Genomic DNA, 25,524 nt, shown 5'->3' with positions numbered 1-25,524 from the left:
CGGGGTTGACCGGCTGACGCCGTCCGGGCAAGGGACGCATTCAGCCCCGCCGGCGTTTGAGGCGCCGCCGGAGGCAGGTTCCGGCCCCGCCGCCCACCACCGCACCACCCGGCGGAACCCGCCCTCGACGGGGCCGGGGGCCGCCCGAAGGACCAGGGTCAGTGGCCGGCGGGCGGGGCCGTCCGCTTGCGGGCCAGCCGGCCGGCCACCACGGTGCGCGGCAGGTGGCGCACGGCCAGGGCGTACGCCTTGTAGCGGCGCCCGGTGATGCTCAGCGGGCGGCGCCGGGCGAGGTCGCGCAGGGCCTGGGCCACCACGGCCTCGGGCTCCAGCCAGACCGCGTCGGACAGCTTGCTGACGTCCATGCCCGCCCGCTCCTGGAACTCGGTCCGGGTGAAGCCGGGGACCACCGCGAGCACCCGGACCCCGTACGGTGCCAGGTCCACCCGCAGCGATTCGCTGAAGGCGGTGATCCAGGCCTTGGCCGCGCCGTAGGTCCCGGTGGGCAGCAGGCCCGCGACCGAGGACACGTTCAGCACGGCCCCGCGGCGCCGCTCCCGCAGCCCCGGGACCAGCGCGTGGGTCAGTCGCAGCGGGACCTTGACCAGCAGGTCGAGCATCCGCTCCTCGTCCTCGACGGGGCTGTACGGGAAGGGCGCCGGGAGCCCGAAGCCCGCGTTGTTGACCAGGACGTCCACGGGCCGCGCGGTGTCCGCGAGCCGCGCGACGACACCGGCGCACTGTGCCGGGTCGAGCAGGTCGGCGGGCAGCACCTCGGCGGCCGCGCCGAAGTCCCGGCCCAGTTCCTTCGCGAGGGCGCCCAGGCGTTCCTCGTCCCGGGCGACGAGGACGAGGTCGCAGCCCTTGGCGGCGAAGCCGCGGGCGAAGGCGGCCCCCAGCCCGGCGCTGGCTCCGGTGATCAGAACGGTGGTTCGGTTGCTCACGTGCGTGTCACTTTCCGGCCGTTTCGGGCAGTTCAGGTGGTTCGGGCAGTTCAGGCGGTTCGGGCAGCTCGGGGGCGAAGGTCCGCGTGGCGGTGGATCCGTAGGCCTGGGCGACCTCGACGAGGAAGCTCTTCTCGTCCTCCAGGTCGCTGCCCTCGACGGTGCCCGTTGGTCCGTGCACCGAGGAGGGGACGTACAGCGGCTCGGCCCCGTCCGCCGACCGCCCGGCCGATCCGTCGAGCTTGGCCTGGCGTGCCTCCTTGAGGACGCAGGCCAGCGCGGCCGCGCCGCGGCGCGGGGCGGGCACCCCGGCGCCCACCACGTGGTGGCGGGCCAGCTCCGGGACGCCCGGGACGACGTACTCGTTCAGGATCAGGATCGCGTCGCGGGTCTCGATCACCTTCCGGTAGACCAGCAGGTCGCGCGGGACCGGCGGCCACAGGAACTCCACCACGCGCCCGGCACGCGGCTTCGTCAGCGCCACGTGCGGCACCGCCTCGACCAGGTCGCGCCACAGCGGCCACAGCCGCCAGGCGGTGCCGACGTCCGAGACGCTCCGGCGCAGTCCGAAGAGCACGGGCACGAGCAGGGCGGCGGCGCGCAGCAGCCCGTGCAGGTTCATCAGCAGCGGCAGCCAGGGCATGGCGGCGGTGGCGCCGAAGATCAGCTTCAACAGGTAGACGAACCAGAACGCCCCGGCGAGCGCGGTGCCGAGGCCGAACAGCCACAGTCCGGCGGCCAGTCCGCGGCTCTCGGTGCGCAGGCCGTAGCGCCAGCACAGCGCCACGCAGGCGGTGTTGGCGGCGAGGTGCGCCGAGATGAGCACGAGCCAGTACCCGAGGGAGGGCACCGGATCGCCGTGCGGCGGGATGGTGTGGGTGCCGTGTCCGGGGGCGGCCAGGTCGAGCAGGACCAGCGCGGTGAGCAGGCAGAAGGTGGTGACGGCGGCGCTCCGGCGCAGCAGACGGCCCCGGGTGGTGGCCGCGGCGACGAAGTAGAGGACGGCGCCCGCCGAGAAGACCCCGATGAGGTTGCGGACCAGTCCGACGGTGTGCGAGTACTGCGGATCGCGCATCGCGTAGCTGACCACGTCGGGCAGGTTCAGGGTCATCGCGGCGGCGGCGGTGGCGACGGCGAGCAGCAGTCCGCGCTGTTGCGGGGAGCGGACGGCGGCCGGGGAGCGCAGCAGCACCGCGAGCCACAGGCACACCACGCTGGGCACGGCCAGGGAGTCCCCGAAGGCGGCGATCGGGTCAGCCGCCATGCTGCACCCGCCGGTACCCCATGGCGGACTCCAGGCGGGCCAGGGTCCCGGCGGCCTCGTCGACCGGGGGCAGCCCCGCGCTGGTGCGGATCAGGCTGGCCAGCATCTCGGCCTCCTGCTCCTGGCGGTTGGTGTAGTTGGTGCGGCCGAGGATGACGGGGGCCCGGGCGCCGCTCTCCTCGCCCTCCAGGGAGTTGTGGCCGAAGAGGATGTGGCCCAGCTCGTGCAGGACGATGTGCTCGCGGTGCAGCGGGGAGGTCTGGGCCTCGTAGAAGACGTAGTCGATGCTCGTGGTGCCCACCCACAGGCCGCACACACCGGACTCGGCGGCTTCCTTGGGGAGCGGGTGCAGCCGGATGGGCCGGCCCCGCTGCTCGGCGATCCGCCCGCACAGGGCGTCGAGGGAGAACGGGTGCGGCAAGTCCAAACGACCGAGAATCGTCTCGCAGCGTTTGCGCAGGCTGAGTTGCCGATATGGCATGTGCTCCCTCTTCGGACCCTTTCCCGGGCAGCGTCGATAGGCAGGGGCTGATGTGGGCATGACGTCCTGAGGGGGGATCAGGGAAGCCCGCGCGCCGAATGGCGAACGGGCGTTCCCACATGCCTACAGATCGGGTGCCGGAGTTGGCAAGGTGCGCCCCCGGGCAGGGGGGTTATTCAGCCAGTCCTTCCTGCCCGGGCCTGCGACCTGCGACCTGCGACCTGCGACCTGCGACCTGCGACCTGCACATCAGACCCCGGCGCCGCCGGGGTCGTCGGGCGTCAGCGCCCGCGGCGCTCCTCCGGGCCGGTCAGACCGGCCCGGCGCAGGGCATCGGCCATGGCGCTGTTGGCCGGCGCCGGAGCGCTCTTGCCGGCGCCCTGACCTCCGCCCGCACCACCGCGGGCGCCGGACGCGCCCCGGGCGCCGCCGCCCGCGCCGCCGCCGTTGCCGCTCCTGCTCGCGCCTCCGTTGCCGCCTCCGTCGCCGCCTCCGTTGCCGGTGCCGGCTCCCTTGCCCGCGCCGCCGCGGCCCTGGCCGCCCTGGCCGCTTTGGCCGCCCTGACCGCTGCCGCGCTGCTGCGGCGGGCGCCCGCCGGCAGCCCGCTCGCCGCGCTCCTGGCGGGGCCGCGGGGCGCCCGCCGCGCGGTCCGCCCCTTCGTCCTCCAGCCGCAGGGTGAGCGAGATCCGCTTGCGCGGGATGTCCACGTCCATGACCTTCACCCGGACGATGTCACCCGGCTTGACCACGTCGCGGGGATCCTTGACGAAGGTCTTCGAGAGCGCCGAGACGTGCGCCAGGCCGTCCTGGTGGACGCCGATGTCGATGAACGCGCCGAAGGCCGCCACGTTGGTGACCACGCCCTCCAGGATCATCCCGGGGGCCAGGTCGCCGATCTTCTCCACGCCCTCCTTGAAGGTGGCCGTCTTGAAGGCGGGTCGCGGGTCGCGGCCCGGCTTCTCCAGCTCGCGCAGGATGTCCGAGACGGTCGGCAGGCCGAAGGCCTCCGTGACGAAGTCCGCGGGGCGCAGGGAGCGCAGTACGGCGGTGTTGCCGATCAGCGCGGCCACCTGGCCGCCCGCCGTCTTCCCCATCGCCCGGACCACCGGGTAGGACTCGGGGTGCACGCTGGAGGCGTCCAGCGGGTCCTCCCCGTCGCGGATCCGCAGGAAGCCGGCGCACTGCTCGTACGCCTTGGGGCCGAGCCGGGCCACGTCCTTGAGCGCCTTGCGGCTGCGGAAGGGGCCGTTGGCGTCGCGGTGGGCGACGATGTTCTCGGCGAGACCGCCGCTGATGCCCGAGACCCGGGAGAGCAGGGGCGCGGAGGCGGTGTTGACGTCCACGCCGACGCCGTTCACGCAGTCCTCGACGACCGCGTCGAGGGAGCGGGAGAGCTTCACCTCGGACAGGTCGTGCTGGTACTGGCCGACGCCGATCGACTTCGGGTCGATCTTCACCAGTTCGGCGAGCGGGTCCTGCAGCCGGCGGGCGATGGAGACGGCCCCGCGCAACGACACGTCCATGTCCGGGAGTTCCTGCGAGGCGAAGGCGGAGGCCGAGTACACGGAGGCGCCCGCCTCCGAGACCATCACCTTGGTCAGGTTCAGTTCGGGGTGCCGGGCGATCAGGTCAGCGGCGAGCTTGTCGGTCTCGCGCGAGGCGGTGCCGTTGCCGATGGCGACCAGGTCGACCGCGTGCTCGCGGGCGAGCCGGGCGAGCTTGGCGAGGGAGTCGTCCCACTTGTTGGCCGGCACGTGCGGGTAGATCACCTCGGTCGCCACGACCTTGCCGGTGGCGTCCACGACGGCGACCTTCACGCCGGTGCGGAAGCCCGGGTCCAGGCCCAGCGTGGCGCGGGTACCGGCGGGCGCCGCGAGCAGCAGGTCGCGCAGGTTGGACGCGAAGACGCGGACCGCCTCGTCCTCGGCGGCCTGGCGCAGCCGGGTGCGCAGGTCGAGCCCCAGGTGCACCTGGATCTTGGTGCGCCAGGCCCAACGGACGCTGTCGGCCAGCCACTTGTCCCCGGGCCGACCGCGGTCGGCGACGCCGAAGCGGCGGGCGACCATGCCCTCGTAGGTGGAGGTGCCGGGGGTCGCCGCGGCCGTGGAGTCCTCGGGGGCCTCGGGCTCCAGGGTGAGGTCGAGGACGTCCTCCTTCTCGCCGCGCAGCAGGGCGAGGACGCGGTGCGAGGGCAGCGCGGTGAGGGGCTCGGCGAAGTCGAAGTAGTCGGCGAACTTGGCGCCCGCCTCCTCCTGGCCGTCGCGCACCTTGGCGGCCATCCGGCCCCGGGTCCACATCCGTTCGCGCAGCTCGCCGATCAGGTCGGCGTCCTCGGCGAACCGCTCGGTGAGGATGGCGCGGGCGCCTTCGAGCGCGGCGGCCGGGTCGGCGACGCCCTTGTCGGCGTCGACGAACGCGCCGGCCGCGGCGATCGGATCCACCGAGGGGTCGGCGAGCAGCCCCGTGGCGAGCGGCTCCAGGCCCGCCTCGCGGGCGATCTGCGCCTTGGTGCGGCGCTTGGGCTTGAAGGGCAGGTAGATGTCCTCCAGCCGGGCCTTGGTGTCGGCCGCGTTGATCATGGCCGTCAGGGCGTCGTCGAGCTTGCCCTGTTCCCGCACGGACTCCAGGATCGCGGCGCGGCGATCCTCCAGCTCGCGCAGGTACCGCAGCCGCTCCTCCAGGGTGCGCAGCTGGGCGTCGTCGAGCAGCTCGGTCGCTTCCTTGCGGTAGCGCGCGATGAACGGCACGGTGGAGCCGCCGTCGAGCAGCTCGACGGCGGCCTTGACCTGCCGCTCCCGTACGCCGAGTTCCTCGGCGATCCTGCCTTCGATGGACGTCGTCACGTTCCGGTCCCGCCTTCGTCTGCACTGCCGCACTGCACTGGAAGCTGCCAATTGTGGCAGGTGGCGGTGGCGGAGGTCGGGAACCCTGCCGATCGACCGGCGGGGCCGGGCCGTTCCCCGGCGGCGTCAGCCCTTGCCGGTGAGGTCGGCCGGGAAGGCGCCGGCGCGGATGGCCCGGACGACGAGGGCGCCGCCCAGCTCGTGCAGACGGGCCAGGCCGGCCGCGCCGAGGTGCTCGTACGGGGCCGCGTCGATCCGGTCGGTGTCCGCCTCCAGCCGCTCGCGCAGCGCCGTACCGGCCTCGGTCAGCTCGTGGTCGGCGTCGAGGAGCCCGCGCTCGCGCAGCCGGTCCGCGGCGGCCGCCAGGTCGGCCGCGCTCCAGCCGCGGGTGGCCCGCAACCACTTCGAGGTCATGCCGTGGCCGGTGGCGTTGTGGCTGACCAGGGCCTCGACGGGATCGAGTCCGGCGATGAGCAGGGCGGCCAGGTGACCGTCACCGCGGTGCTCGCGCAGCAGGGTGGTGGCGTGCCACAGGCGCAGGTGCGGGGCCTCGGGGACCGGCAGGTCGGCGTGGGCGGAGTAGAGCGGGCGCCCGTGCCGGGTGCAGCCCTCGGTGGCGCGCATCGCCAGGTCGGCCGCCTCGGCGAGCTCCGCGGAGGCCAGGACCTCGGCGCCGAGCAGCCGGGTGAGGGTCGCGTCGACGGCCCGCAGCCGGGCGGCGATGACCTGCTCGGGGTCCGCCTTCTGCCACACCGCGGGGAAGAACTGGGCGAGGTGGGCGTGGCTGTAGTTGTAGAAGGTCGCGGCCACGGCGCCGGGGCCGACCGCGCCCAGGGCGGCGCTGCGGGTGCTCAGGGGCGCGGCCGAGCCCTCGATGCCGAGGAGGGCCAGTTCCCGGGCGAGATCCGGCGAGAAGTAGATGGTGGCGTGCAGCGGATTGATGGCAGCGTGCCAACAGCGGCGCGCGGCGAAGGGCGGGAGGGTGGAGAGCGTCATGCCCAGCACCCTACCGACTGATTGGTATGTACAACAGGTCGCTGGAGCCTGCCGCACGCCTGCCCGGCCGGCGCCCGACCGGTGGCCGCCGCGACCGCGACCGCGAGATCCGGCCGTTCTTCCCCGGCCATCGGCCCCGCCCCACCTGGCCGGGGGCCGTCCGGATGGCGTGGTGTGACGTCCGAATGGCGATCGTGTGACAGCAGGGGCCATGGACATGACGTGGGGCGCAGGGGTGAATACGGTCGAACACACAAGCCTTGATCCGAGCTGAACACCGCTCAGGAGAACCGTCTCCCCTACCCCTTGGAGTCCTTCGTGCGACGCAAAGTCATCGCCCCGAGCGTGCTCGCCGCCTCCCTGCTGCTGGTGATCCCGGCGTCGGCGGCGACCGCCGTTCCGGGCGCCCCGGGTATCGGCGATCCCTATTACCCGGCCAGCGGCAACGGTGGATACGACGTCTCGCACTACGACTTGAGACTCCAGTACCAGCCCAAGACCGACCTCTTGGAGGGCACGGCGACCCTCCTGACCACCGCCAAGCAGGACCTCTCCCGCTTCAACCTGGACTTCGGCCTCCAGGTGAGCGAGATCCGGGTCAACGGCGTGAAGGCGAAGTTCGCCAAGACCGGCACCCAGGAGCTGGAGGTGACCCCCGCGACCGCGCTGCAGAAGAACAAGCAGGCCTCGGTGGTCGTCAAGTACGCGGGCAAGCCCTCGGAGTTCAAGGTCGACGGCTGGTCGGCCTGGGCGCGCACCCCGGACGGCGCGGTCGCGGCCCAGGAGCCCGACTCGGCCATCTGGTGGTTCCCGAGCAATGACCACCCGCTGGACAAGGCGACGTTCGACGTCTCGATCAACGTCCCGGACGGGCTCCAGGCCATCAGCAACGGCGTGCTCCAGTCGCAGAGTTCGAAGCTCGGCTGGACCCGCTACAACTGGCGCTCCAACAAGCCGCAGGCCACCTACCTGGCCACCCTCGCCATCGGCAAGTTCGACATCACCACCGACAAGACCGCGAGCGGGCTGCCGGTGCTGAACGCCTACAGCGTGGACCTGGGGGACAACGCGGGCGCGGCGCGGGCGAGCGTCGAGCGCACGACCGAGGTCGCCGAATGGCTGGAGGGGGTCTTCGGCCCGTACCCCTTCAACGCGCTGGGCGGTTACGTGCCGAACGTGCCCAGCGGCTTCGCGCTGGAGACCCAGACCCGCCCCTTCTACAGCCCGCGCCAGTTCGCGAACGGGGCCAACGTCCAGGTCGTCGTGCACGAGCTGGCCCACCAGTGGTACGGCGACAGCGTCTCGGTGGACGGCTGGAAGGACATCTGGATCAACGAAGGCTTCGCCCGCTACAGCCAGTGGCTGTGGTCGGAGAAGGAGGGCGAGGGGACCGCCCAGGAGCTGGCCGACTGGACGTACGCGAACCGGCCCGCCGAGGACCCGTTCTGGCAGGTCAAGCCCGGGGACCCGGGCGCCGACAAGCAGTTCGACGCGGCCGTCTACGACCGCGGCGCGATCGCCGTCCAGGCGCTGCGCAACGAGGTCGGCGACGAGAAGTTCTTCAAGATCCTCAAGGGCTGGCCGACCGAGCGCGCCTACGGCAACGCCAAGGTGGGCGACTTCGTCCGCTACGCCGAGCGCGTCTCCGGCAAGCCGCTGGCGAACCTCTTCGAGACCTGGCTGTACACCCCGGGCAAGCCCGCCTTCTCCGCCCCGGCGGCGAAGGCGCCGGGCGCGACGGGTCGCTCGCTCGCGGCCCCGGCGCCCGCCGCGGCCCCGAAGGCGGAGCCGAAGTCCTGGAAGAAGATCGCCGCGACGAACAGCGTCCACGACACCGAGCAGGGCCTGACGCAGGGGCACGGCCACGGCCGCTGAGCCCGCCCGGCCGCTCGCCCGGCCGCTCCCGCGACCGCTCCCCCGGTCGCCGTACGGTCCCGCGCGCGCCGTCGCCCCTCAGTGGGCGGCGGCGCGCCACCGTGCCCGGGCCTCCCGGGCCACGGGCAGGTAGCGCAGCCGCTCGGGCAGCAGCGGTACGACGGTCCGCACGACCGCGCTGAAGCGGCGCAGCCTGCGCTCCTGGGCCGGGCTCCACTCCAGCCCGATGGCCGCCCGCGCCTCCGGCGGCATGTAGCCGACGGTGGCGAAGGCGCGGAAGCGCAGGAACAGGGTGCGCAGCAGCGGCCAGGCGAGCCGGGTGAGGACCCGCACCGGCAGCGGCCCGCCCGTGGGGCGGGGCAGCGGCACATCGGTGGCGACCAGTTCGCGGGCCACCGGGGTGGACTCGATCTCCTCGGCCAGCATCCGGTGGTAGTGCGGCCAGTACTCCTCGATGGTCGCCGGCATGTCCCGGTCGTGGATGCCGAGGATCCGGCCGACCTGGAGCCACTCGGTGTAGAGGGCCCGCTCCTGGGCGGGGGTGAACGCGCGGAAGAGGTACCGGGCGGCATAGAGGTAGACCGGGAAGCCGGAGGCATGCACCCACGCGTAGCAGGCCGGGTCGAGGGCGTGGTAGCGCCGCCCCCGGGTGTCGGTGCCCCGGATCTCCTTGTGCAGTCGGCGCACCCGGCGCCCCTCCTCCGCGGCCCCTTCGCCGCCGTACACCCACAGCTGGACGGAGCGGATCGAGCGCTCCCCGCGCCCCCAGGGATCGCTGCGGAAGACGGAGTACTGGTCCACACCCGCACCGATCGCCGGATGGGCGACCTGCATCGTGAAGGCGGGCGGCAGCATCAGCAGCGCGCGCACGTCTCCGGCGATGGTCCACAGCACCCCGCCGGGCGGCGGCGGGGCGATGTGACCACTGGTGTCGGAGTGACTTCCGGTGCTCTTGGATCGCGTGGGACTCATGGCACAAGTATGCGAGCGCAAGAAGTCCGTCCCCCCGTCGGAAAGTCTTGTCCTGGGTGTTACCCAGAGGTAACTGCAGATGATGTGATGGCGCAGCCGATCTTCCCCCCGCAGGAATGATGGAGTCCTCATGCTGCCCAGCACGCCCCGCCGCACCCGCCGCGCCAAGGCCGCCGCCACGGCCGTCGGCGCCCTGACGGCCGTCGCGCTCGCCGTCACCACCGCCCCGGCAGCCTCGGCCGTAGAGTCCGGCCAGTCCGCGGAGTCCGCGCAGGCCGCGACGCCGCGCCTGAACGTCCTGACGTACAACACCTTCCTGATGAGCACCAACCTCTACCCCAACTGGGGCCAGGACATCAGGGCCCGCGAGATCCCGAAGGCGTCCTTCTTCCAGGGGCACGACGTGGTCGTCCTCCAAGAGGCCTTCGACAACACCAACTCGGATGCGCTCAAGGCCAACGCCGCCGCGCAGTACCCCTACCAGACCCCGGTGGTCGGCCGCAGCAAGGACGGCTGGGACGCGACGAGCGGCGCGTACTCCTCCACCACCCCGGAGGACGGCGGCGTCACGGTCCTCAGCAAATGGCCGGTGCTGCGCAAGGAGCAGTACATATACAAGGACGCGTGCGGCGCCGACTGGTGGTCCAACAAGGGCTTCGCGTACGTCGTCCTGAACGTGAACGGCACCAAGGTGCACGTGGTGGGCACCCACGCGCAGTCCACCGACTCGGGCTGCAAGGCGGGCGAGGCGGCCCAGATGCGCAGCCGCCAGTTCAAGAACATCGACGCCTTCCTGGACGCCAAGAACATCCCGGCGGGCGAACAGGTCATCGTGACGGGCGACATGAACGTCGACTCGCGCAGCCCGGAGTACGCCTCCATGCTCGCGGACGCGGACCTGGCCGGCGCCGACTCGCGCACGGGCCACCCGTACTCCTTCGACACGGCCACCAACTCGATCGCGAACTACCGCTACCCGACCGACCCGCGCGAGGACCTCGACTACGTCCTCTACCGCAAGGGCAACGCCCGCCCGGCCAACTGGAACAACAACGTGGTCAAGGAGCAGTCCGCGCCCTGGACCGTCTCCAGCTGGGGCACCTCCTACACCTACACCAACCTCTCCGACCACTACCCCCTGATCGGCTCGTAACCGACCGCCGAACCGCCCCCTGCCACCCGCCCCTGCGGGTGGGGCAGGGGGCGCCCGCGTCACCCCTTCAGCGCCCCCACCAGCTGCGCGCGCTCGCCGAGGTCGCGCACGGCGCGGATGCTTCCGTGTGGACGGAGGCGAAGGTTCATGACCTCGAAGTGTTCGTCGCCGCGGGCCGATGACAGTGCCTCGTAGTCGTCCAGAAAGCGGCTCCACGACTCGCACGCCGCTTCGACGTGCCCGATCGAGAGCTGACGCTGGGCCAACACCCCGTACGCGTGCAAGCGGCCCTGCCGCTCGTTGGCGGGCTGGACGCGGATCGACTCGCGCAGGGTGCGCACGGACCCCGGCATGTCCTTCGTCTCGGCCTGGACGTGTGCGACGTGGAAGAGGTAGGCGGTGCGGTCGTAGCCGCCGACGCTCTCCCTACGGTCGTCGGCCCGCGCGAGCGCCTCCTCCGCCTCCCTCAGCCGGGTGAACGCCTGCCGCTTGTCCCCCACCATGGCGGCCCCGTGCGCCTGCTGGCCCCGAAGGAAGGCGACGAGCCGGGGCCCGGCGGCCGGGGCCGCCTCGGCGGCCGAGTCGGCGAGTTCCAGGGCGCGCCGCCCGTAGCCCAGGTTCGAGGCCTGCAAGGACATGCCGCGCAGGGTCCGGCAGTACGTCACGTGCTCCTCGGCCTCGCCCGCGAGCCTCAGCGCGGAGATGTAGTACTCCTGGCCGAGCCGGTGCCGACGCTCGTACATGGCCATCCACCCGGTGAGATAGACCAGGTCGGAGGCTGCCGCGAGCATGCTGCGCCGAACGGGGGCCGCGGCCTCGGCCTTCAGCCATGGGCCCACCGTGTTGACGAGGAACGCGGCGGCCATGGGCCGCGCGTGCCCGGCGCCCAGCTCGTCGAGGATGTCCGCGATCCGGTCCGTCATCGTCTCGACGGCAGCGACCTGCGCCGCCCCGACGCGGGTCGTGGCCTTCCCGGGCGCTATCGGCTCGGGACCGTCGGCGTGTGCCAGGGTCGGGAAGAGGGGGATGGCGAGCGCGGCTGAGAAGACGCCTGCGGCGATGATGCCGCGTCGGGACGGATCCATGTCTGCCTTTCCGAGGTCTACGAGGTCGCGGACGGTGTCCGGGCCCTCGGCGCCGGCCGGCGCCGTGAACCCCGCCTCGGCGAAGGTGACCGGTCGCCCCAACTTCCGCTCGAACGCCTCGACGATGATCGCCCTGACCTGAGGCCTCGGCTGGTGGCCCGCGATCCACTGGGACACCGCGGGTTGCCCGTACGTGAGAATGAGCCCCGCTTCCGCGCCGATGCGATCGACGATCATCGCGAGCTGCGTCCGGGACCAACCAGCCTGCTCAAGAAGGATCCTCAGGCCGGCATTCGGCGTGCGCGAGTGGTTCGCCATGTGCGACTCCCGACAAGTGCATGGCTTGCATGCTTCTCCGACCCTCCAACGGTACTCGCGGAGCGCCGAACGCGGTTCTCTCTTCACACGGAGCGGCGGAACCGATCCCGCCGACGAGGGAGGAGACCCGGGATGGAAGTGCGCGAGGGCAGGCCGGACGAGATCTACGGGTACGTCGACCACCCCTTCCTGCGTCAGTCGGTACGCGATCCGAGGACGCTGCGCGAGGGCGAACTGATGGCTGTCGTCGAGGAGTTCGTCGGCACGGTCGCCGGTGAGCGGACGTACACGCGGACCGCGTACGTCCGCGGGGCCGACGGCCTGGAGTTCACCGCGGCCCCGGACACCCTGGAGCGGTGGTGAGCACACCGGCGACGGCCGTCGGCCAGATCTGCGTGGTCTGCGACCGCCCCATCACGGCCGGAGGACACGAGTTCATCCGCCACTCGGCGTCCGGTGCCCGGCCCTCCAGCTGGGCCCACGACATCCGCGACCCGTCGTGCAAGCCCCTGCGCGCGGACGAGCGGTGACGTCCGGCCCCCTCAGCCTCCTCAGCCCCTCAGCCCCTCGGCGAACGTGCGCGCCGCGGCCAGGTCCGAGGGGTTCGGGCGCTGCTTGTTGAGGCCGCCGACCAGGGCGAAGGGCGCCCACGTGTCGAACGCCCGGCACACGAAGGCGGCCTCCACCGCGAAGCCCCGGGCTTCGAGGAGCCGGGTCACGGGTCGGGCGACGGGGGCCCACGGCGCCTCGGGGAGACCGCTGGTGGCGAACACGAACGCACGCCCCCGCCCGGCGGGAAGCGCCTCGACGAAGTCGATCAGGCTGCGGTGGAGCCTGCCGTAGAAGACGCCCGAGCCGAATCCCACGAGGTCGGCCTCGGCCAGCCGCGCCGGGTCGGCCCGCTCGGGCGACACGACCTCGGCTCCCAACACCCCGGCCATGGCGTCGGCGACGCGACGCGTATTGCCGTGCGACACGGAGGCGCACACGATGATGGTCTTCATCCTCACGTTCCCTTCTCTCGTTTCTCGCTCCTGTGGACAAGACAGCGCAGCCCCCTCGGATCTGACACCGTCCCGGCATGACCGCGCTCACATCGCGCGCGCGGAGTGAGTACGGTCTGGTCATGCAGAACTTGGGGCTGGAGCAGCGGGGGCACGTCCTCCTCATAGCGGGAGGTCCCGCGGTGCACCGCAGGACCGTGCAGGTGGCGCCGAGTGCCAATCTGGCCGCGCTGGGGGTGGTGCCGGTCTCGGCGCTGCTGAACAGCCGGGTGTCCAGTGACACGACCTACCTCGACGGGGCCCGGGACCCGAACCTGGTCCTGACCCGGCTGCGCGCGGCCGCGGCCACCCGGGGCCCGCTGCTGGTCTACCTGTCGGGCCGGTTGACGGTCGACCGCCGCAGTCGCCGGCTGCACCTGGCCCTGGCCACCACGACCGCCGGATCCGTGCGCTACACCGCGCTGCCCTGGGAGTGGCTGACCGCGGAACTCCGTGACAGACCGGCCGGGTTGACGACGGTGCTCCTCGATCTGGTCGCGGACAAGACGGCCTGGCCGCTGCTCCAGGAGTACGGGAGCCTGCCCGTCACCCCGTCGGCCGAGGTCTACGGGGTGGTGTCCCCGCCCGGCTTCGCCGGCAGCGGCAACACCGTGAGCGGTTACACCCGTTGCTGGATCGACCAGCTCGCCAGCAGCCCGGGCCGCCCGGCCAACCTCCAGCTGCACGCGCTCGCCCTGGGCGCGGCGGCGCTGCCACCGGGCACCGTGGTCCTGCCGACCGCCCGTGAACTCGCCGCGCCGGGGGCAGCATCGGCACCAGCACAGCCGTCCGCCCCCGCCGCTCCCGAAGCCCCGACCACGGCCACGCCCACACCCGCGCTCACGGATCCGCGGCCCCACATCCACGCCCTCGCGACCTCCGGCCGGCACACCGAGGCCGCCGCGCTCGCCCAGGCGTGGGAGGAGCACGTCGTCCAGCAGACCGGGCCCGGGTCGCCGGAGGCGACCCGTTGGCTGGAGATCCGCGCCGACCTGGCCAGAATGGCGGGGACCTTCGGGACCGCGACCCGGCTGTGGACCAGCGCCGGGCTGATCCGGCTGGCCCGCCAGTCCCCCGACGCGCCGGAGGTGCACGCCGCGGCGGCGGGCGCCCTGTACTGCTGGACGCAGCTCAGGGACCAGGGGACGGCCCTCGACACCGCCCCCGAACTGATCAGGTTCCTGCGTGCGCTACGGTCCTTCGACTCCCGGCACATCGAAATGGCCCAACAGCGGCTGGAGTTCCTGCACCGCGCGCCGAGCCGGAGCTGACCCCTCGGAGACGGTGTCCCGGCCCTTCGGGCTACGGAGCCCCGTGCGGCTCCGCGTAGAGGTCCTCGATCAGCGCCCCGTACTTCTCCCGCACGACGCGGCGGCGCAGTTTCAGCGACGGGGTCAACTCCCCCGATTCCGGGCCCCACTCCTCGGTGAGCAGCCGGTAGCGCTTGATCTGCTCCGTACGGTTGAGCCGCGCGTTGGCGGCCTCGACGGCGCGCGCGATCTCCCGCGCGATCTCCGGGTGTCCGGCCAGCTCGGCGGGGGTGGTGGCCGCGATGCCGTGGGCGGCGGCCCAGGCGGGGGCCAACTCCGCGTCGAGCACGAGCAGGGCGACCAGGTAGGAGCGGCCGTCGCCGTGCACCAGGGCCTGGCCGATCAGCGGGTGCTCCTTGACGGTGTTCTCCACCAGGGCGGGCGAGACGTTCTTGCCGTTCGAGGTGATGATCAGTTCCTTCTTCCGGTCGGTCAGCCAGAGGAACCCGTCCTCGTCGATCCGGCCGATGTCCCCGGTCGGGAACCACCCCTCGGCGTCGCTCGCGCTGTCCACCGTCCCGTCCGGGCGCAGGTAGCCGCTGAAGACGGTGGCGCCGCGGGTGAGGATCTCCCCGTCCTCGGCGAGCCGCAGTTCCAGCCCCTCGATGGGGCGGCCGACCGAGCCGAGCCGGAAGCCGTCGGCGCTGTTGACGGTGCACACGCCGGAGGTCTCGGTGAGCCCCCAGGCGTCCATGATGGTGATGCCCCAGCCCGCCCAGAAGCGGACCACGTCCAGCGGCATCGGTGCAGTGGCGCTGGCCGTCCAGACCAGCCGGTCGAGCCCGGCCATGACCAGCAGCGGATCCAGTACCCGCTCCTTGGCCAGGGCGTAGGCCGCCTCGACGGCGGCCGGGACCGCCTCGCCGCGCTCGCGGTGGCCCGCACGGGCCCGGGCGGTGTCGTTGGCGGCCTCGATGGCGCTCCGCTGCTCCTGCGGCAGCCCGGCGAGCACCGCCCGTACGGACGCGGCGAGCTTCTCCCAGACCCGGGGCACGCCGAAGAACTGCACCGGGTGCAGTTCGCGCACCGCCCCCGCGACGGCGGTGGGATCGGCGCACAGCCGTACGTGGGCGGCGCGCAGCAGCGGCAGGTAGATGCCCAGGACCCGCTCGGCGATGTGCGCGAAGGGCAGGTAGCAGATGTGCTCGGCGTGCTCGGGCAGGTCGACGTGGCGGTCGAGGCGGACGGTCTGGAGCATCAGGTTGCGATGGCTGAGCCGGACCCCTTTGGGGTCGCCGGTGGTCCCCGAGGTGTAGACGACGGTCAGCGGGTCCTCGGGGCGGGCCTCGCGCCAGCCCTTCTCGAAGGCGTCGGAGCGGAAGGTCCGGGCGCCGCCGGCGAACAGCGAGCCGTACGTCCGGTGCGCGCCGGCGTCGGCGGCCTCGGCCACCACGAGCCGTTCCAGGGGGACCTCCGGGTCCGCGAGCAGCGGCTCCCAGCCGGCGAGTTCCCGGGCCCCTTCGACGACGGCGAGGCGGGCCCGGCTGTGCCGGGCGATGTGGGCGATCTGTTCGGGTGCGGAGGTCCCGTAGACGGTGACGGGGACCGCGCCGAGGTGGACGAGGGCGAGGTCGCTGAGCCAGTGCTCGGGGCGGTTGCCCATCATCATCAGGACGTGGTCGCCGCGCTCGACGCCCAGGGCCGCGTAGCCGGCGGCGAGGACGCCCACCTTGCGGCGCGCCTCGGACCAGCTGAGGGTGGTCCAGCCGGGGCCCTCGCGCCAGGAGAGGGCGGGGAGGTCGCCGTGGTCGGTGGCGTTGCGGGCGAGCAGCGCGGGCAGGGTGATCCCGTCGGGGCTTCCGGGCAGTCGCAGGTTCGTCGTCATGGGCAGCTCCTGGCCGTTTCACATCGTTGGTGCGACAGCAATACTGTTGAACACGAACGGGCCGAACGTGAGCCGAATGCAACGTGCTGATCAGAGAGCGAGGCGCAGACCATGACCACCCAGGCGCCCGAGCCCACGCTCACCGTCGACGAGCTGGCGTCCCGGGCGGGCGTGACCGTCCGCACCGTACGTTTCTACAGCACGCGCGGGCTTTTGCCCCCTCCCGCGATCGGACCGCGGCGGGTCGGCCACTACGGGCCGGAACACCTCTACCGGCTCGCCCTGATCGAGGAGTTGCAGCACCAGGGCATGACCCTGTCGGCGATCGAGCGCTACCTCGACGCGCTCCCGAACGACCTCAGCGCGCACGATCTGGCGATCCACCGCGCGCTGGTGGCGACCTGGGCCCCCGACACGGCGCTGGAGTCCTCGCGCGAGGAGCTGGAGAAGCGGGTGGGGCGGCCCCTGTCGGACTCCGACGTCCAGCGGCTGACCGCCATGAACGTGCTGGCGCCGGCGCCGGACGGGGACGCCTTCCGGGTGGATCCGGGGCTGTTGCGACTCGGGGTCGCGCTGCTCGACGTACCGATCGCACACGAGACGATCATGACGGCGCGGACCGTGTTGATGGAGCACGCCCGGACCGCGGCGCACGAGCTGACCGCGCTGTTCCGGGACGAGGTCTGGGGGCCCTTCACCCAGGGCGAGAGCGATCCGGAGCGGGTCGAGGCGATGAAGTCGCTGTCCGCGCACATGCAACCGATGGTGGTCCAGGCCCTGGTGACGGCGTTCCAGCGCTCGCTCAAGGACGAGTTGCGGGCGGCGTTCACCGCGCCCGAGTGACCGGCGGGCCGGGACGGCAGTGAGGTGGGGCCGGGTACGGGGGCGCCGCCACGGCGGGGTAGCTTTCCTGCCATGGCGATCATCCACAGGACCACGATGGACCCCGGCAAGCTGGAGCTCCTCGCCGCATGGCTGCCGGAGCGACCCTGGTACACCGCGAGCGGGCGGCCCCCGGAGCTGCTCCGGGCGGGCGGTTTCCGGCTCGACGATCCGCAGGGCGAGGTGGGCATCGAGTTCATGGTGGTCACCGACGCCTCGGGCGGGCGCCCGATCTCCTACCACGTGCCGGTCACCTACCGCGGGGCGCCGCTCGAAGGGGCCGGGGCGGGCCTGATCGGCACCTCTGAGCACGGGGTGCTCGGGCTGCGCTGGGTGTACGACGGCGCGCACGACCCGGTGTGCGTGGCCCGGCTGCTCACCCTGCTCCAGGGCCGCGCCGAGGCGCAGCACCAGAGCCTCAGCGACGTCCCCGAGCCGGCCGTGAGCACGCGCTACGACGGCCCGGAGATCGCGGACTTCCCGCTCTCGCAGACCCCGGAGGTCATCGAGGGCGCCGGGGGCACCCGGGTCCTGCTGCCCGGCGGCGCGCGGCTCGGGCTGACGCGCGTGCTGCGCGAGAACGCCGACCCGACCGGGGTGGTGGCCGAGTGGACCGCCCCGGACGGCGCCGTACGCCGCGGCACCTTCGCCTCACTGGAGCTGACCGGAGCCTGAGGAGCCTGAAGCCCCGGCCGCCGACCACTGACCTCTGACGTCGCCCCGACGGTCGTCGTGGACCGTCGGGGCGCCCGGCGCGGTGGGGCCGGTGGGGCCGGTGCAGGCCGTCAGTCGGTGAAGGTCTCGCCGCGCTCGGCCTTCTCGACGAGCAGGGCGGGCGGGGCGAACCGCTCGCCGTAGGCCGCGGCGAGCTCGCGCGCGCGGGCCACGAAGCCGGGCAGGGCGCCTTCGTACCCGTTGATGTACTGGATCACGCCGCCGGTCCAGGCCGGGAAGCCGATGCCCATGATCGAGCCGATGTTGGCGTCGGCGACCGAGGTCAGCACGCCCTCCTCGAAGAGCCGGACGGTGTCGATGGCCTCGGAGAAGAGCATCCGCTCCTGCATGTCGACGAAGGGGATCTCCGTGCCCGGCTTCGTGAAGTGCTCGCGCAGGCCCGGCCAGATGCCGGCCCGCTTGCCCGCCTCGTCGTAGTCGTAGAAGCCCGCGCCACCGCTGCGGCCGGGGCGGCCGAACTCGTCCACCATCCGGTCGATGACGGTGTCCGCGGGGTGCGTCGCCCAGCTGCGCCCGGCCTCCTCGAAGGCCTTGCGGGTCTCGTTGCGGATCTTGCGGGGCAGGGTCAGGGTCAGCTCGTCCATCAGGGAGAGCACCTTCGCGGGGTAGCCGGCCTGGGCGGCCGCCTGCTCCACGGAGGCCGGCTCGATGCCCTCGCCGACCATCGCGACGCCCTCGTTGATGAACTGGCCGATCACCCGCGAGGTGAAGAAGCCGCGCGAGTCGTTGACCACGATCGGGGTCTTGTTGATCTGGCGGACCAGGTCGAAGGCGCGGGCCAGGGCCTCGTCCCCGGTGCGCTCGCCCTTGATGATCTCGACCAGCGGCATCTTGTCGACGGGCGAGAAGAAGTGCAGCCCGATGAAGTCGACGGGGCGCGAAACCCCTTCGGCCAGGCCCGTGATGGGCAGGGTGGAGGTGTTGGAGCAGAGCAGCGCGTCGGGCTCGATGACGTCCTGGATCTCCTGGAACACCTTGTGCTTGAGGGAGGTGTCCTCGAAGACGGCCTCGATGACGGCGTCGCAGCCGGCCAGGTCGGCGGGGTCGGCAGTGGGGGTGATCCGGGCGAGCAGTTCGGCGCGCTTGGCCTCGGTGGTGCGGCCCCGGGAGAGCGCCTTGTCCAGCAGCTTCTCGGAGTACGCCTTGCCCTTGGCGGCGGCCTCGGCGGTGACGTCCTTGAGGACGACCTCGATGCCCGCGCGGGCGCAGGAGTACGCGATGCCCGCGCCCATCATGCCCGCGCCGAGGACGGCGACCTTGCGGACCTTGCGCGGCGCGACGCCCTGGGGGCGGCTGGCACCGGAGTTGACGGCCTGGAGGTCGAAGAAGAACGCCTGGATCATGTTCTTGGCGGTCTGTCCGGTGACCAGCTCGGTGAAGTAGCGGGCCTCGATGGTCAGCGCGGTCTCGAAGTCGACCTGGGAGCCCTCGACGGCGCAGGCCAGGATGTTGCGCGGGGCCGGGTACGGGGCCCCGTTCAGCTGCTTCTTCAGGTTGGCCGGGAACGCCGGGAGGTTCGCGGCGAACTTCGGGTGGGACGGCGTACCGCCCGGGATCCGGTAGCCGGGGACGTCCCAGGGCTGCTGCGAGGCCGGGTTGGCGTCGATGAAGGCGCGGGCCTTGTCGAGCATCTCCTCGCGGGTGGCGGCCAGTTCGTGGACCAGACCGTTGTCCAGGGCGCGCTGCGGGGGGTACTGGGTGCCCTGGAGCAGCACCTTGAGGAGCGCATCGGTGATGCCCATGAGGCGCACGGTGCGGGTGACGCCACCACCCGCGGGGAGCAGGCCCAGGGTGACCTCGGGCAGGCCGATCTTGGAACCGGGGGCGTCGAGGGCGATCCGGTGGTGGCAGGCGAGCGCGATCTCGTAACCGCCGCCGAGCGCAGCGCCGTTGATGGCGGCGACCACGGGCTTGCCGAGGGTCTCGATCCGGCGCAGGGACGCCTTGATCGCGGTGCCGGTGTCGAAGGCGAGCTGGGCGTCCTCGGGGCGGAGCCGGATCATCTCCTTGAGGTCACCGCCCGCGAAGAAGGTCTTCTTGGCGGAGGTGAAGACGATGCCCCGGATGGAGTCCCGCTCGGCCTCGGCGCGCTCCGCGACGGCCGCGATGGAGTCCTTGAAGGCCTGGTTCATCGTGTTGGCGGACTGGTTGGGGTCGTCGAGGATCAGGGTGACGACGCCGCTCTCGTCCTGTTCCCAGCGGATCGTGGTGGACTCGCTCATTTTCGCTACTTCCGTGTGAGAAAGGGGGTGTGCCGGGGACGGGGACGGTCAGAGGCGCTCGACGACGGTGGCGACGCCCATGCCGCCGCCGACGCAGAGGGTGACGAGCCCGTAGCGCTTGTCCTGGCGCTCCAGCTCGTCGATGACGGTGCCGAGGATCATCGCGCCGGTCGCGCCGAGGGGGTGGCCGAGCGCGATGGCGCCGCCGTTGACGTTGACCTTGTCGAGGGAGACGCCCATGTCCGCGACGAAGCGCAGGACGACGCCCGCGAAGGCCTCGTTGATCTCGATGAGGTCGATGTCGTCGATGGTCAGTCCGGCCTTGGCGAGGGCCTTGCGGGTGGCCGGGGCGGGGCCGGTGAGCATGATGGTCGGCTCGGAACCGGAGACGGCGGCCGAGACGATCCGGGCGCGCGGCGCCAGCCCGTTGCGGTCCCCCGCCTCGCGGGAGCCGATCGCGACGAGCGAGGCGCCGTCGACGATGCCGGAGGAGTTGCCCGCGTGGTGGACGTGGTCGATCTTCTCGACCCAGTGGTACTTCTGCAGGGCGACGGCGTCGAAGCCGCCGAGTTCGCCGATGTCCGCGAAGGACGGCTTGAGCCTCGCGAGGCTGTCGGCCGTGGTGCCCGGGCGGACGAACTCGTCGTGGTCCAGGACGACCAGGCCGTTGCGGTCCGTGACCGGGACCACGGACTTGGCGAAGCGGCCGTCCTTGATGGCCGCGGCGGCCCGCTCCTGGGAGAGCGCGGCGTACTCGTCGACGTCACGCCGGGAGAAGCCGCCGAGGGTGGCGATCAGGTCGGCGCCGATGCCCTGCGGAACGAAGTTGGTGTCCCAGTTGGTCATCGGGTCGTTGAACCAGGCACCGCCGTCGGAGGCCATCGGGACGCGGGACATCGACTCGACGCCGCCGGCGAGCACCAGGTCCTCCCAGCCCGAACGGACCTTGGCGGCGGCCAGGTTGACCGCTTCCAGCCCGGAGGCACAGAAGCGGTTCTCCTGCAGGCCGGCCACCGTGTCCGGCAGCCCCGCGGCGATCGCCGCGATCCGCGCGATGTCCGAGCCCTGGTCGCCGACGGGGCCCACGACCCCGAGCACGATGTCGTCGATGGTCGCCGGGTCCAGGCCGGGGTTGCGCTCGCGCAGCGCGTGGATGAGGCCCACGACGAGGTCGATCGGCTTGGTGCCGTGCAGGGCCCCGTTGGCCTTGCCGCGGCCGCGCGGGGTGCGGATCGCGTCGTACACGTACGCTTCGGTGCTCACTGGTCAAGCCTTTCGAAGAAGGTGGGCCGGGGGAAGCGGGCCCGAGGGGAAGGGGCCCGATGAGGGGCCTGGATGAAGGGGCCGGGCGAAGGGGCCTGGGCGAAGGGGCCCGGGTGGTGCGTCAGCCGAGCAGGGAACGGCCGATGATCTCCTTCATGATCTCGGTCGTGCCGCCGTAGATGGTCTGGATGCGGCCGTCCACGAACGCCCGCGCGACCCGGTACTCACTCATGTATCCGTATCCGCCGTGCAGTTGCAGACAGCGGTCGGCGACCCGCTTCTGGAGTTCGGTCGCCCACCACTTGGCCATCGAGGCGTGGACGGCGTCCAACTCCCCGTTCGCGTGGTCGACGATGCAACGGTCGAGGAAGGTGCGGGTGACGGCGCACTCGGTCGCCATCTCCGCGATCTCGAAGCGGATGTGCTGGAGCTTGGCGAGCGGCCGCCCGAAGGCCTCGCGCTCCTTGACGTAGGCGGTGGTGATCTCCAGGAGGTGTTCGGCGGCGGCGATGCCGGCCATCGCGATGCCCATCCGCTCCTGGGCGAGGTTGGTCATCAGGTGGACGAAGGCGCCGTTCAGCTCGCCGAGCAGGTTCTCCTTGGGGACGCGCACGTCGTGGAAGAAGAGCTCCGCGGTGTCCTGCGCCTTCTGGCCGATCTTGTCGAGGTTGCGGCCGCGCTCGAAGCCCTCGGCGCCGCGCTCCACCACCAGCAGGGACAGGCCGTGCGCCCCGCCCTCGGGGGTGGTCCTCGCGACGACGATCACGAGGTCGGCCAGGATCCCGTTGGAGATGAAGGTCTTGGAACCGTTGAGCACCCAGTGGTCGCCGTGGTCCTCGGCGTGGGTGCGGATGCCCTGGAGGTCCGAGCCCGCACCCGGTTCGGTCATCGCGATGGCCGTGATGGTCTCGCCCGAGCAGAAGCCGGGCAGCCAGCGGCGCTTCTGCTCGTCGGTGGCCAGCGAGGTCAGGTACGGCCCGATGATGTCGTTGTGCAGGCCGATGGCCAGCCCGGCGGCGCCCGCCCGGGTGAACTCCTCGGCGATGACCGCCGCGTAGCGGAAGTCGGCGTTGCCGCCGCCGCCGAACTCCTCGGGCACCGCGAGGCCCAGCAGCCCCTGGCGTCCCGCGGCCCGCCAGGCTTCGCGGCTGACGATGCCCTCCTTCTCCCACTGCTCGTAGTGCGGCAGCACCTCCTTCGCGAGGAAGGTGCGGACGCTCTCGCGGAACGTCGCGTGCTCGGGCTCGAAGATCCGGCGCTTCACGGGTTCTCAGTCCTCCAGCGGGTACAGGGCCGGGACGTCCCAGTCGCGGGCCACGGATTCGGTGTGCGCGCCCGGCAGGGCGGGGCCACCGCGCACGGCGGCGGGGGTGGCGGAGAAACGGGGGGCGGGCGCCGGCTGGGTGATCCCGCCGAAGTCGGTGAAGGTGCCGCGGGCGGCGAGGTGCGGGTGCGCCGGGGCCTCGCGCAGCGACAGCACGGGGGCCACGCAGGCGTCCGTCCCGTCGAACACCTCGGTCCACTCCTGCCGGGTCCGGGTCCTGAAGCGGGCGGCGACGGCCTCCCGCAGCTCGCCCCAGCGGGCCAGGTCCTTGCGGGCGGGTGCCTGGTCCTTGATGCCGAGCAGGTCGATGAAGGCGTCGTAGAACTGCTGCTCCAGCGCCCCGACCGCCATGTAGCCGCCGTCGGAGGTCTCGTACGTCCCGTAGAAGGGGCAGCCGCCGTCGAGCAGGTTGGCCCCGCGCCGGTCCTGCCAGCCTCCGGCCGCCATCATCCCGTGGATCATCGACGTGAGGTGCGCGGTGCCGTCGACGATGGCCGCGTCGACGACCTGACCGGTGCCGGTGGTGCGCGCGTGCTGGAGGGCGGCGAGGACGCCGATGACCAGGTAGAGCGAGCCGCCCGCGTAGTCGCCGACCAGGTTGGCGGGGACCGCGGGCGGCCCGTCCGGGTCGCCGATCATGCCGAGGGCGCCGGTGACGGCGATGTAGGCGATGTCGTGGCCGGCGCTGTGGGCGAGGGGGCCCTCCTGGCCCCAGCCGGTCATCCGACCGTAGACCAGCCGGGGGTTGCGGGCGTGGCACTCGACCGGTCCGACGCCGAGCCGCTCGGCGACCCCGGGTCGGAACCCCTCGATGAGCACGTCGGCCCGCTGGACCAGGTCCAGGACGCGGGCGGGGCCATCGTCGGACTTGAGGTCCAGCAGGACCGAGCGCTTGTTGCGGTTGGTGATGTCGTAGGCGGGATCGACGGCCAGGCCGCCCCCGCCGGGCCGGTCCACGCGGACGACGTCCGCTCCCAGATCGGCGAGGAGCATGGCGGCGAACGGTCCCGGGCCGATGCCCGCCAGCTCGACGACGCGCACTCCGGCCAGCGGGCCGTTCCCTGTCACTGCCATCGAGCCCCCAGCATCCGTGGTACCCCTGTGTGACACAACTGATGTAACACCAGTGATGCTAGGAACGGGCACGGCTCAGCACAACCCCCTGGAGCGGTCGACCGAGCAAGCGCTTAGCCGCTCGCGCTCCCCCTTCCCGCCTACCCCTCGGCACCCGCGCGGTCAGCGGCCCCCGAGCGTTCGTCGAGCGCCTTCACGTGCCGCTTGAGGGCCACGGTCCGGTAGCTCTCCTCCACCCACTCGCAGACCACCTCGGCGCTCGGCGATCCTTTCTGCCCCAGCGGTACGGTGACCCAGCCCGAGCGGCCCAGCCCGTAGCCGGTGGGCGCGGCGCCCGGCACCGTCATCGCGTGGGCGTGCAGCGCCTCGTCCTTGAGCTTGACCGAGAGAGCGGGCGGCTCGGGGCCGTCGGCGTTGCCCAGGAAGACGAAGACCTTGCCGTTGACCTTCGCCACGGCGCGCTCCGGATCCCAGGGATGGTCCTCCCGCGCCTCCGGCAGCCCGAGGGCGAACTCCCGCACCACTTCCCACGTGCGTACCGCAGCCTTCATCGACGCCTCCCCTTCACCGCAGGTCCCACCTGCTCGCACGGACAGTCGATCCCCACGCTAGCCTCGGCGACCAGCAGCAGTCGGGAGGAGCGGTGATGAACAGCCGGAACAGCCGGAGCAGCGATCAGAACGCGCCAGAACAGCCGGAGCAGCGGGAGCCGCAGGACCACCGGACCGGGCGCGCCTACGACCTCGTGCTCTTCGGAGCCACCGGCTTCGTGGGCGCCCTGACCGCCGAGTACCTCGCCGCGCACGCGCCGGCCGGGTGCCGGTGGGCCCTTGCGGGACGGGACCCCGCCAAACTCGAACGGCTCCGCGAGCGGCTCACCGCCCTCGACCCCCGCTGCGCGGAGCTGCCGCTGCTGCGCGCGGACGCCGCCGATCCGCGGGCGGTGCGGGAACTCGCCGCCGCCACGCGGGTGCTGGCCACCACGGTGGGCCCGTACGTGCACCACGGCGCGGAGCTGGTCGCCGCCTGCGCCGAGAGCGGTACGGACTACCTGGACCTCACCGGGGAGCCGGAGTTCGTGGACCGGATGTACGTCGAGCACGACGCGCGGGCCCGGGAGAGCGGCGCCCGGATCGTGCACGCCTGCGGTTTCGACTCCATCCCGGCGGACCTCGGCGCGTACTTCACCGTCCGTCATCTGCCCGAGGGCGTACCGCTGACCGTGGACGGGTTCCTGCGCTCGCACGCCTCCTTCTCCGGCGGCACGCTGGCCTCGGCGCTCGGCGCCTTCGGGCGCGGGCCGCAGACACTGGCCGCCGCGCGGGAGCGCCGGCTGCACGAACCGCGGACGGTGGGCCGCCGGGCGCGGGGCCCGATCGGGGCACCCCGCTACAGCCGGGAGACCGGCACCTGGGCGCTGCCGCTGCCCACGCTGGACCCGCGGGTGGTGGCCCGCTCGGCCGCCGCCCTGGAGCGCTACGGTCCGGACTTCCGCTACCGGCACTACGCCTCCGTGCGCCACCTGCCGGTCGCGGCGGCCGGTGCGGGCGCGGTCGGGGCCACGGTCGCACTGGCCCAGATCCCGGCCGTGCGGCAGTGGCTCGGCGGGCTGTGGGAGCCGGGGCGCGGGCCGGACGCCGCGCGCAGGGCGCGCAGTTGGTTCACGGTCCGCTTCGTGGGCGAGGGCGGCGGACGGCGGGTGTTCACAGAGGTCTCGGGCGGCGACCCCGGCTACGGGGAGACGGCCAAGATGCTCGGGGAGTCCGCGCTGTCCCTGGCGTACGACCGGCTCCCGGCGACCTCCGGGCAGGTGACCACGGCGGTCGCGATGGGCGACGCGCTGCTGGAGCGGCTCCAGAAGGCGGGGATCCGCTTCCGGGTGGTGGACGAGCGGGCGGTGTGATCCCCCGCGCGG

Annotated in this window: 22 protein-coding genes; 8 read left to right on the top strand and 14 right to left on the bottom strand. The window is 72.6% G+C overall.

Translation table 11 applies throughout. The features are described from left to right. Positions 1 to 158: 158 nt before the first annotated feature. The 5 genes from ACIBEA_RS00350 to ACIBEA_RS00330 all read right to left on the bottom strand — a co-directional run bounded on the left by ACIBEA_RS00350 (position 159) and on the right by ACIBEA_RS00330 (position 6,528). Positions 159 to 944 (bottom strand): SDR family NAD(P)-dependent oxidoreductase, encoded by a 786-nt coding sequence (locus ACIBEA_RS00350; RefSeq protein ID WP_399256300.1) that lies wholly within the window; start codon positions 942 to 944, stop codon positions 159 to 161. 7 nt (positions 945 to 951) lie between these two features. Beyond that, positions 952 to 2,208, bottom strand: coding sequence for an MAB_1171c family putative transporter (locus ACIBEA_RS00345; protein ID WP_399256298.1), 1,257 nt, complete (start codon positions 2,206 to 2,208; stop codon positions 952 to 954). Continuing rightward, positions 2,198 to 2,635 (bottom strand): hypothetical protein, encoded by a 438-nt coding sequence (locus tag ACIBEA_RS00340; protein WP_385772237.1) that lies wholly within the window; start codon positions 2,633 to 2,635, stop codon positions 2,198 to 2,200. Before ACIBEA_RS00340 ends, ACIBEA_RS00345 begins: the two co-directional genes overlap by 11 nt. 335 nt (positions 2,636 to 2,970) lie before the next feature. Then, positions 2,971 to 5,532, bottom strand: a complete 2,562-nt coding sequence (locus ACIBEA_RS00335) for a Tex family protein (RefSeq protein WP_399256296.1) — start codon at positions 5,530 to 5,532, stop codon at positions 2,971 to 2,973. Between the two features lie 126 nt (positions 5,533 to 5,658). Beyond that, positions 5,659 to 6,528: a hypothetical protein gene (locus ACIBEA_RS00330; protein ID WP_399256294.1), complete on the bottom strand. Its 870-nt coding sequence runs from the start codon at positions 6,526 to 6,528 to the stop codon at positions 5,659 to 5,661. 318 nt (positions 6,529 to 6,846) lie between these two features. Between ACIBEA_RS00330 and ACIBEA_RS00325 the strand changes: the two genes are divergently transcribed. Continuing rightward, positions 6,847 to 8,403 carry a M1 family metallopeptidase gene (locus ACIBEA_RS00325; RefSeq protein WP_399256292.1) on the top strand — a complete coding sequence of 519 codons (1,557 nt, stop codon included), beginning with the start codon at positions 6,847 to 6,849 and terminating at the stop codon, positions 8,401 to 8,403. Between the two features lie 78 nt (positions 8,404 to 8,481). Here ACIBEA_RS00325 and ACIBEA_RS00320 read toward each other — a convergent pair whose 3' ends face one another. Then, positions 8,482 to 9,375 (bottom strand): oxygenase MpaB family protein, encoded by an 894-nt coding sequence (locus tag ACIBEA_RS00320; protein ID WP_399256290.1) that lies wholly within the window; start codon positions 9,373 to 9,375, stop codon positions 8,482 to 8,484. Positions 9,376 to 9,505: 130 nt separating this feature from the next. On the opposite strand from ACIBEA_RS00320, the gene sph reads away from it, so the two are divergent. Further along, positions 9,506 to 10,528 (top strand): sphingomyelin phosphodiesterase, encoded by a 1,023-nt coding sequence (sph, locus tag ACIBEA_RS00315; RefSeq protein ID WP_399256289.1) that lies wholly within the window; start codon positions 9,506 to 9,508, stop codon positions 10,526 to 10,528. Between the two features lie 59 nt (positions 10,529 to 10,587). Here the strand turns inward: sph and ACIBEA_RS00310 are convergent, their stop codons facing one another. Next, positions 10,588 to 11,931, bottom strand: coding sequence for a hypothetical protein (locus ACIBEA_RS00310; RefSeq protein WP_399256287.1), 1,344 nt, complete (start codon positions 11,929 to 11,931; stop codon positions 10,588 to 10,590). A gap of 132 nt (positions 11,932 to 12,063) precedes the next feature. Between ACIBEA_RS00310 and ACIBEA_RS00305 the strand changes: the two genes are divergently transcribed. Then, complete coding sequence (locus ACIBEA_RS00305; protein WP_399256285.1) at positions 12,064 to 12,294, top strand: hypothetical protein; 231 nt, start codon at positions 12,064 to 12,066, stop codon at positions 12,292 to 12,294. Further along, positions 12,288 to 12,461 (top strand): hypothetical protein, encoded by a 174-nt coding sequence (locus tag ACIBEA_RS00300; protein ID WP_399256283.1) that lies wholly within the window; start codon positions 12,288 to 12,290, stop codon positions 12,459 to 12,461. The genes ACIBEA_RS00305 and ACIBEA_RS00300 overlap by 7 nt, the downstream gene beginning before the upstream one ends. A gap of 21 nt (positions 12,462 to 12,482) precedes the next feature. On the opposite strand, the gene ACIBEA_RS00295 is transcribed toward ACIBEA_RS00300, so the two are convergent. Then, entirely contained in the window at positions 12,483 to 12,935 is a 453-nt protein-coding gene (locus ACIBEA_RS00295; RefSeq protein ID WP_399256281.1) for a flavodoxin family protein, read from the bottom strand. Between the two features lie 77 nt (positions 12,936 to 13,012). On the opposite strand from ACIBEA_RS00295, the gene ACIBEA_RS00290 reads away from it, so the two are divergent. After that, complete coding sequence (locus ACIBEA_RS00290) at positions 13,013 to 14,245, top strand: hypothetical protein (RefSeq protein WP_399256280.1); 1,233 nt, start codon at positions 13,013 to 13,015, stop codon at positions 14,243 to 14,245. 31 nt (positions 14,246 to 14,276) lie between these two features. On the opposite strand, the gene ACIBEA_RS00285 is transcribed toward ACIBEA_RS00290, so the two are convergent. Further along, the gene (locus tag ACIBEA_RS00285) at positions 14,277 to 16,109 is read right to left on the bottom strand and encodes an AMP-dependent synthetase/ligase (protein WP_399256278.1); all 1,833 of its coding nucleotides are present in this window, start codon (positions 16,107 to 16,109) and stop codon (positions 14,277 to 14,279) included. Positions 16,110 to 16,220: 111 nt separating this feature from the next. Between ACIBEA_RS00285 and ACIBEA_RS00280 the strand changes: the two genes are divergently transcribed. Continuing rightward, positions 16,221 to 16,952, top strand: coding sequence for a MerR family transcriptional regulator (locus tag ACIBEA_RS00280; protein WP_399256276.1), 732 nt, complete (start codon positions 16,221 to 16,223; stop codon positions 16,950 to 16,952). 72 nt (positions 16,953 to 17,024) lie between these two features. Next, entirely contained in the window at positions 17,025 to 17,666 is a 642-nt protein-coding gene (locus ACIBEA_RS00275) for a 1,4-alpha-glucan branching protein (protein WP_399256274.1), read from the top strand. Between the two features lie 110 nt (positions 17,667 to 17,776). Here ACIBEA_RS00275 and ACIBEA_RS00270 read toward each other — a convergent pair whose 3' ends face one another. The 5 genes from ACIBEA_RS00270 to ACIBEA_RS00250 all read right to left on the bottom strand — a co-directional run bounded on the left by ACIBEA_RS00270 (position 17,777) and on the right by ACIBEA_RS00250 (position 24,160). Next, positions 17,777 to 19,948 (bottom strand): 3-hydroxyacyl-CoA dehydrogenase NAD-binding domain-containing protein, encoded by a 2,172-nt coding sequence (locus ACIBEA_RS00270; protein ID WP_399256272.1) that lies wholly within the window; start codon positions 19,946 to 19,948, stop codon positions 17,777 to 17,779. 48 nt (positions 19,949 to 19,996) lie between these two features. After that, a complete protein-coding gene (locus ACIBEA_RS00265) occupies positions 19,997 to 21,211 on the bottom strand; it encodes an acetyl-CoA C-acetyltransferase (RefSeq protein ID WP_399256270.1) in 1,215 nt (404 codons plus the stop codon). Between the two features lie 121 nt (positions 21,212 to 21,332). Then, a complete protein-coding gene (locus ACIBEA_RS00260; protein WP_399256268.1) occupies positions 21,333 to 22,475 on the bottom strand; it encodes an acyl-CoA dehydrogenase family protein in 1,143 nt (380 codons plus the stop codon). A gap of 6 nt (positions 22,476 to 22,481) precedes the next feature. Beyond that, the gene (locus tag ACIBEA_RS00255; RefSeq protein WP_399256266.1) at positions 22,482 to 23,609 is read right to left on the bottom strand and encodes a CaiB/BaiF CoA transferase family protein; all 1,128 of its coding nucleotides are present in this window, start codon (positions 23,607 to 23,609) and stop codon (positions 22,482 to 22,484) included. A 140-nt stretch (positions 23,610 to 23,749) separates the two neighbouring features. Next, positions 23,750 to 24,160 carry an MmcQ/YjbR family DNA-binding protein gene (locus ACIBEA_RS00250; protein WP_399256264.1) on the bottom strand — a complete coding sequence of 137 codons (411 nt, stop codon included), beginning with the start codon at positions 24,158 to 24,160 and terminating at the stop codon, positions 23,750 to 23,752. Between the two features lie 95 nt (positions 24,161 to 24,255). Here ACIBEA_RS00250 and ACIBEA_RS00245 point away from each other — a divergent pair, with 95 nt between their 5' ends. Beyond that, positions 24,256 to 25,512, top strand: coding sequence for a saccharopine dehydrogenase family protein (locus ACIBEA_RS00245; protein WP_399256262.1), 1,257 nt, complete (start codon positions 24,256 to 24,258; stop codon positions 25,510 to 25,512). Positions 25,513 to 25,524: the final 12 nt, after the last annotated feature.

This window comes from Streptomyces sp. NPDC051555 (genome assembly GCF_044454405.1).
Classification (GTDB): Bacteria; Actinomycetota; Actinomycetes; order Streptomycetales; family Streptomycetaceae; genus Streptomyces.
The sequence above is the reverse complement of the archived record's forward strand: the minus strand, read 5'-3'. Positions and strand labels throughout refer to the sequence as shown.

What these genes read in the sequence shown, in the direction of transcription:
- ACIBEA_RS00345 (WP_399256298.1), bottom strand. Translation starts at nt 2,208, where the DNA reads ATGGCGGCTGACCCGATCGCCGCCTTCGGGGACTCCCTGGCCGTGCCC.
- ACIBEA_RS00330 (WP_399256294.1), bottom strand. Translation starts at nt 6,528, where the DNA reads ATGACGCTCTCCACCCTCCCGCCCTTCGCCGCGCGCCGCTGTTGGCAC.
- ACIBEA_RS00320 (WP_399256290.1), bottom strand. Translation starts at nt 9,375, where the DNA reads ATGAGTCCCACGCGATCCAAGAGCACCGGAAGTCACTCCGACACCAGT.
- sph (WP_399256289.1), top strand. Translation starts at nt 9,506, where the DNA reads ATGCTGCCCAGCACGCCCCGCCGCACCCGCCGCGCCAAGGCCGCCGCC.
- ACIBEA_RS00310 (WP_399256287.1), bottom strand. Translation starts at nt 11,931, where the DNA reads ATGGCGAACCACTCGCGCACGCCGAATGCCGGCCTGAGGATCCTTCTT.
- ACIBEA_RS00305 (WP_399256285.1), top strand. Translation starts at nt 12,064, where the DNA reads ATGGAAGTGCGCGAGGGCAGGCCGGACGAGATCTACGGGTACGTCGAC.
- ACIBEA_RS00295 (WP_399256281.1), bottom strand. Translation starts at nt 12,935, where the DNA reads ATGAAGACCATCATCGTGTGCGCCTCCGTGTCGCACGGCAATACGCGT.
- ACIBEA_RS00290 (WP_399256280.1), top strand. Translation starts at nt 13,013, where the DNA reads ATGACCGCGCTCACATCGCGCGCGCGGAGTGAGTACGGTCTGGTCATG.
- ACIBEA_RS00285 (WP_399256278.1), bottom strand. Translation starts at nt 16,109, where the DNA reads ATGACGACGAACCTGCGACTGCCCGGAAGCCCCGACGGGATCACCCTG.
- ACIBEA_RS00280 (WP_399256276.1), top strand. Translation starts at nt 16,221, where the DNA reads ATGACCACCCAGGCGCCCGAGCCCACGCTCACCGTCGACGAGCTGGCG.
- ACIBEA_RS00275 (WP_399256274.1), top strand. Translation starts at nt 17,025, where the DNA reads ATGGCGATCATCCACAGGACCACGATGGACCCCGGCAAGCTGGAGCTC.
- ACIBEA_RS00270 (WP_399256272.1), bottom strand. Translation starts at nt 19,948, where the DNA reads ATGAGCGAGTCCACCACGATCCGCTGGGAACAGGACGAGAGCGGCGTC.
- ACIBEA_RS00255 (WP_399256266.1), bottom strand. Translation starts at nt 23,609, where the DNA reads ATGGCAGTGACAGGGAACGGCCCGCTGGCCGGAGTGCGCGTCGTCGAG.
- ACIBEA_RS00250 (WP_399256264.1), bottom strand. Translation starts at nt 24,160, where the DNA reads ATGAAGGCTGCGGTACGCACGTGGGAAGTGGTGCGGGAGTTCGCCCTC.
- ACIBEA_RS00245 (WP_399256262.1), top strand. Translation starts at nt 24,256, where the DNA reads ATGAACAGCCGGAACAGCCGGAGCAGCGATCAGAACGCGCCAGAACAG.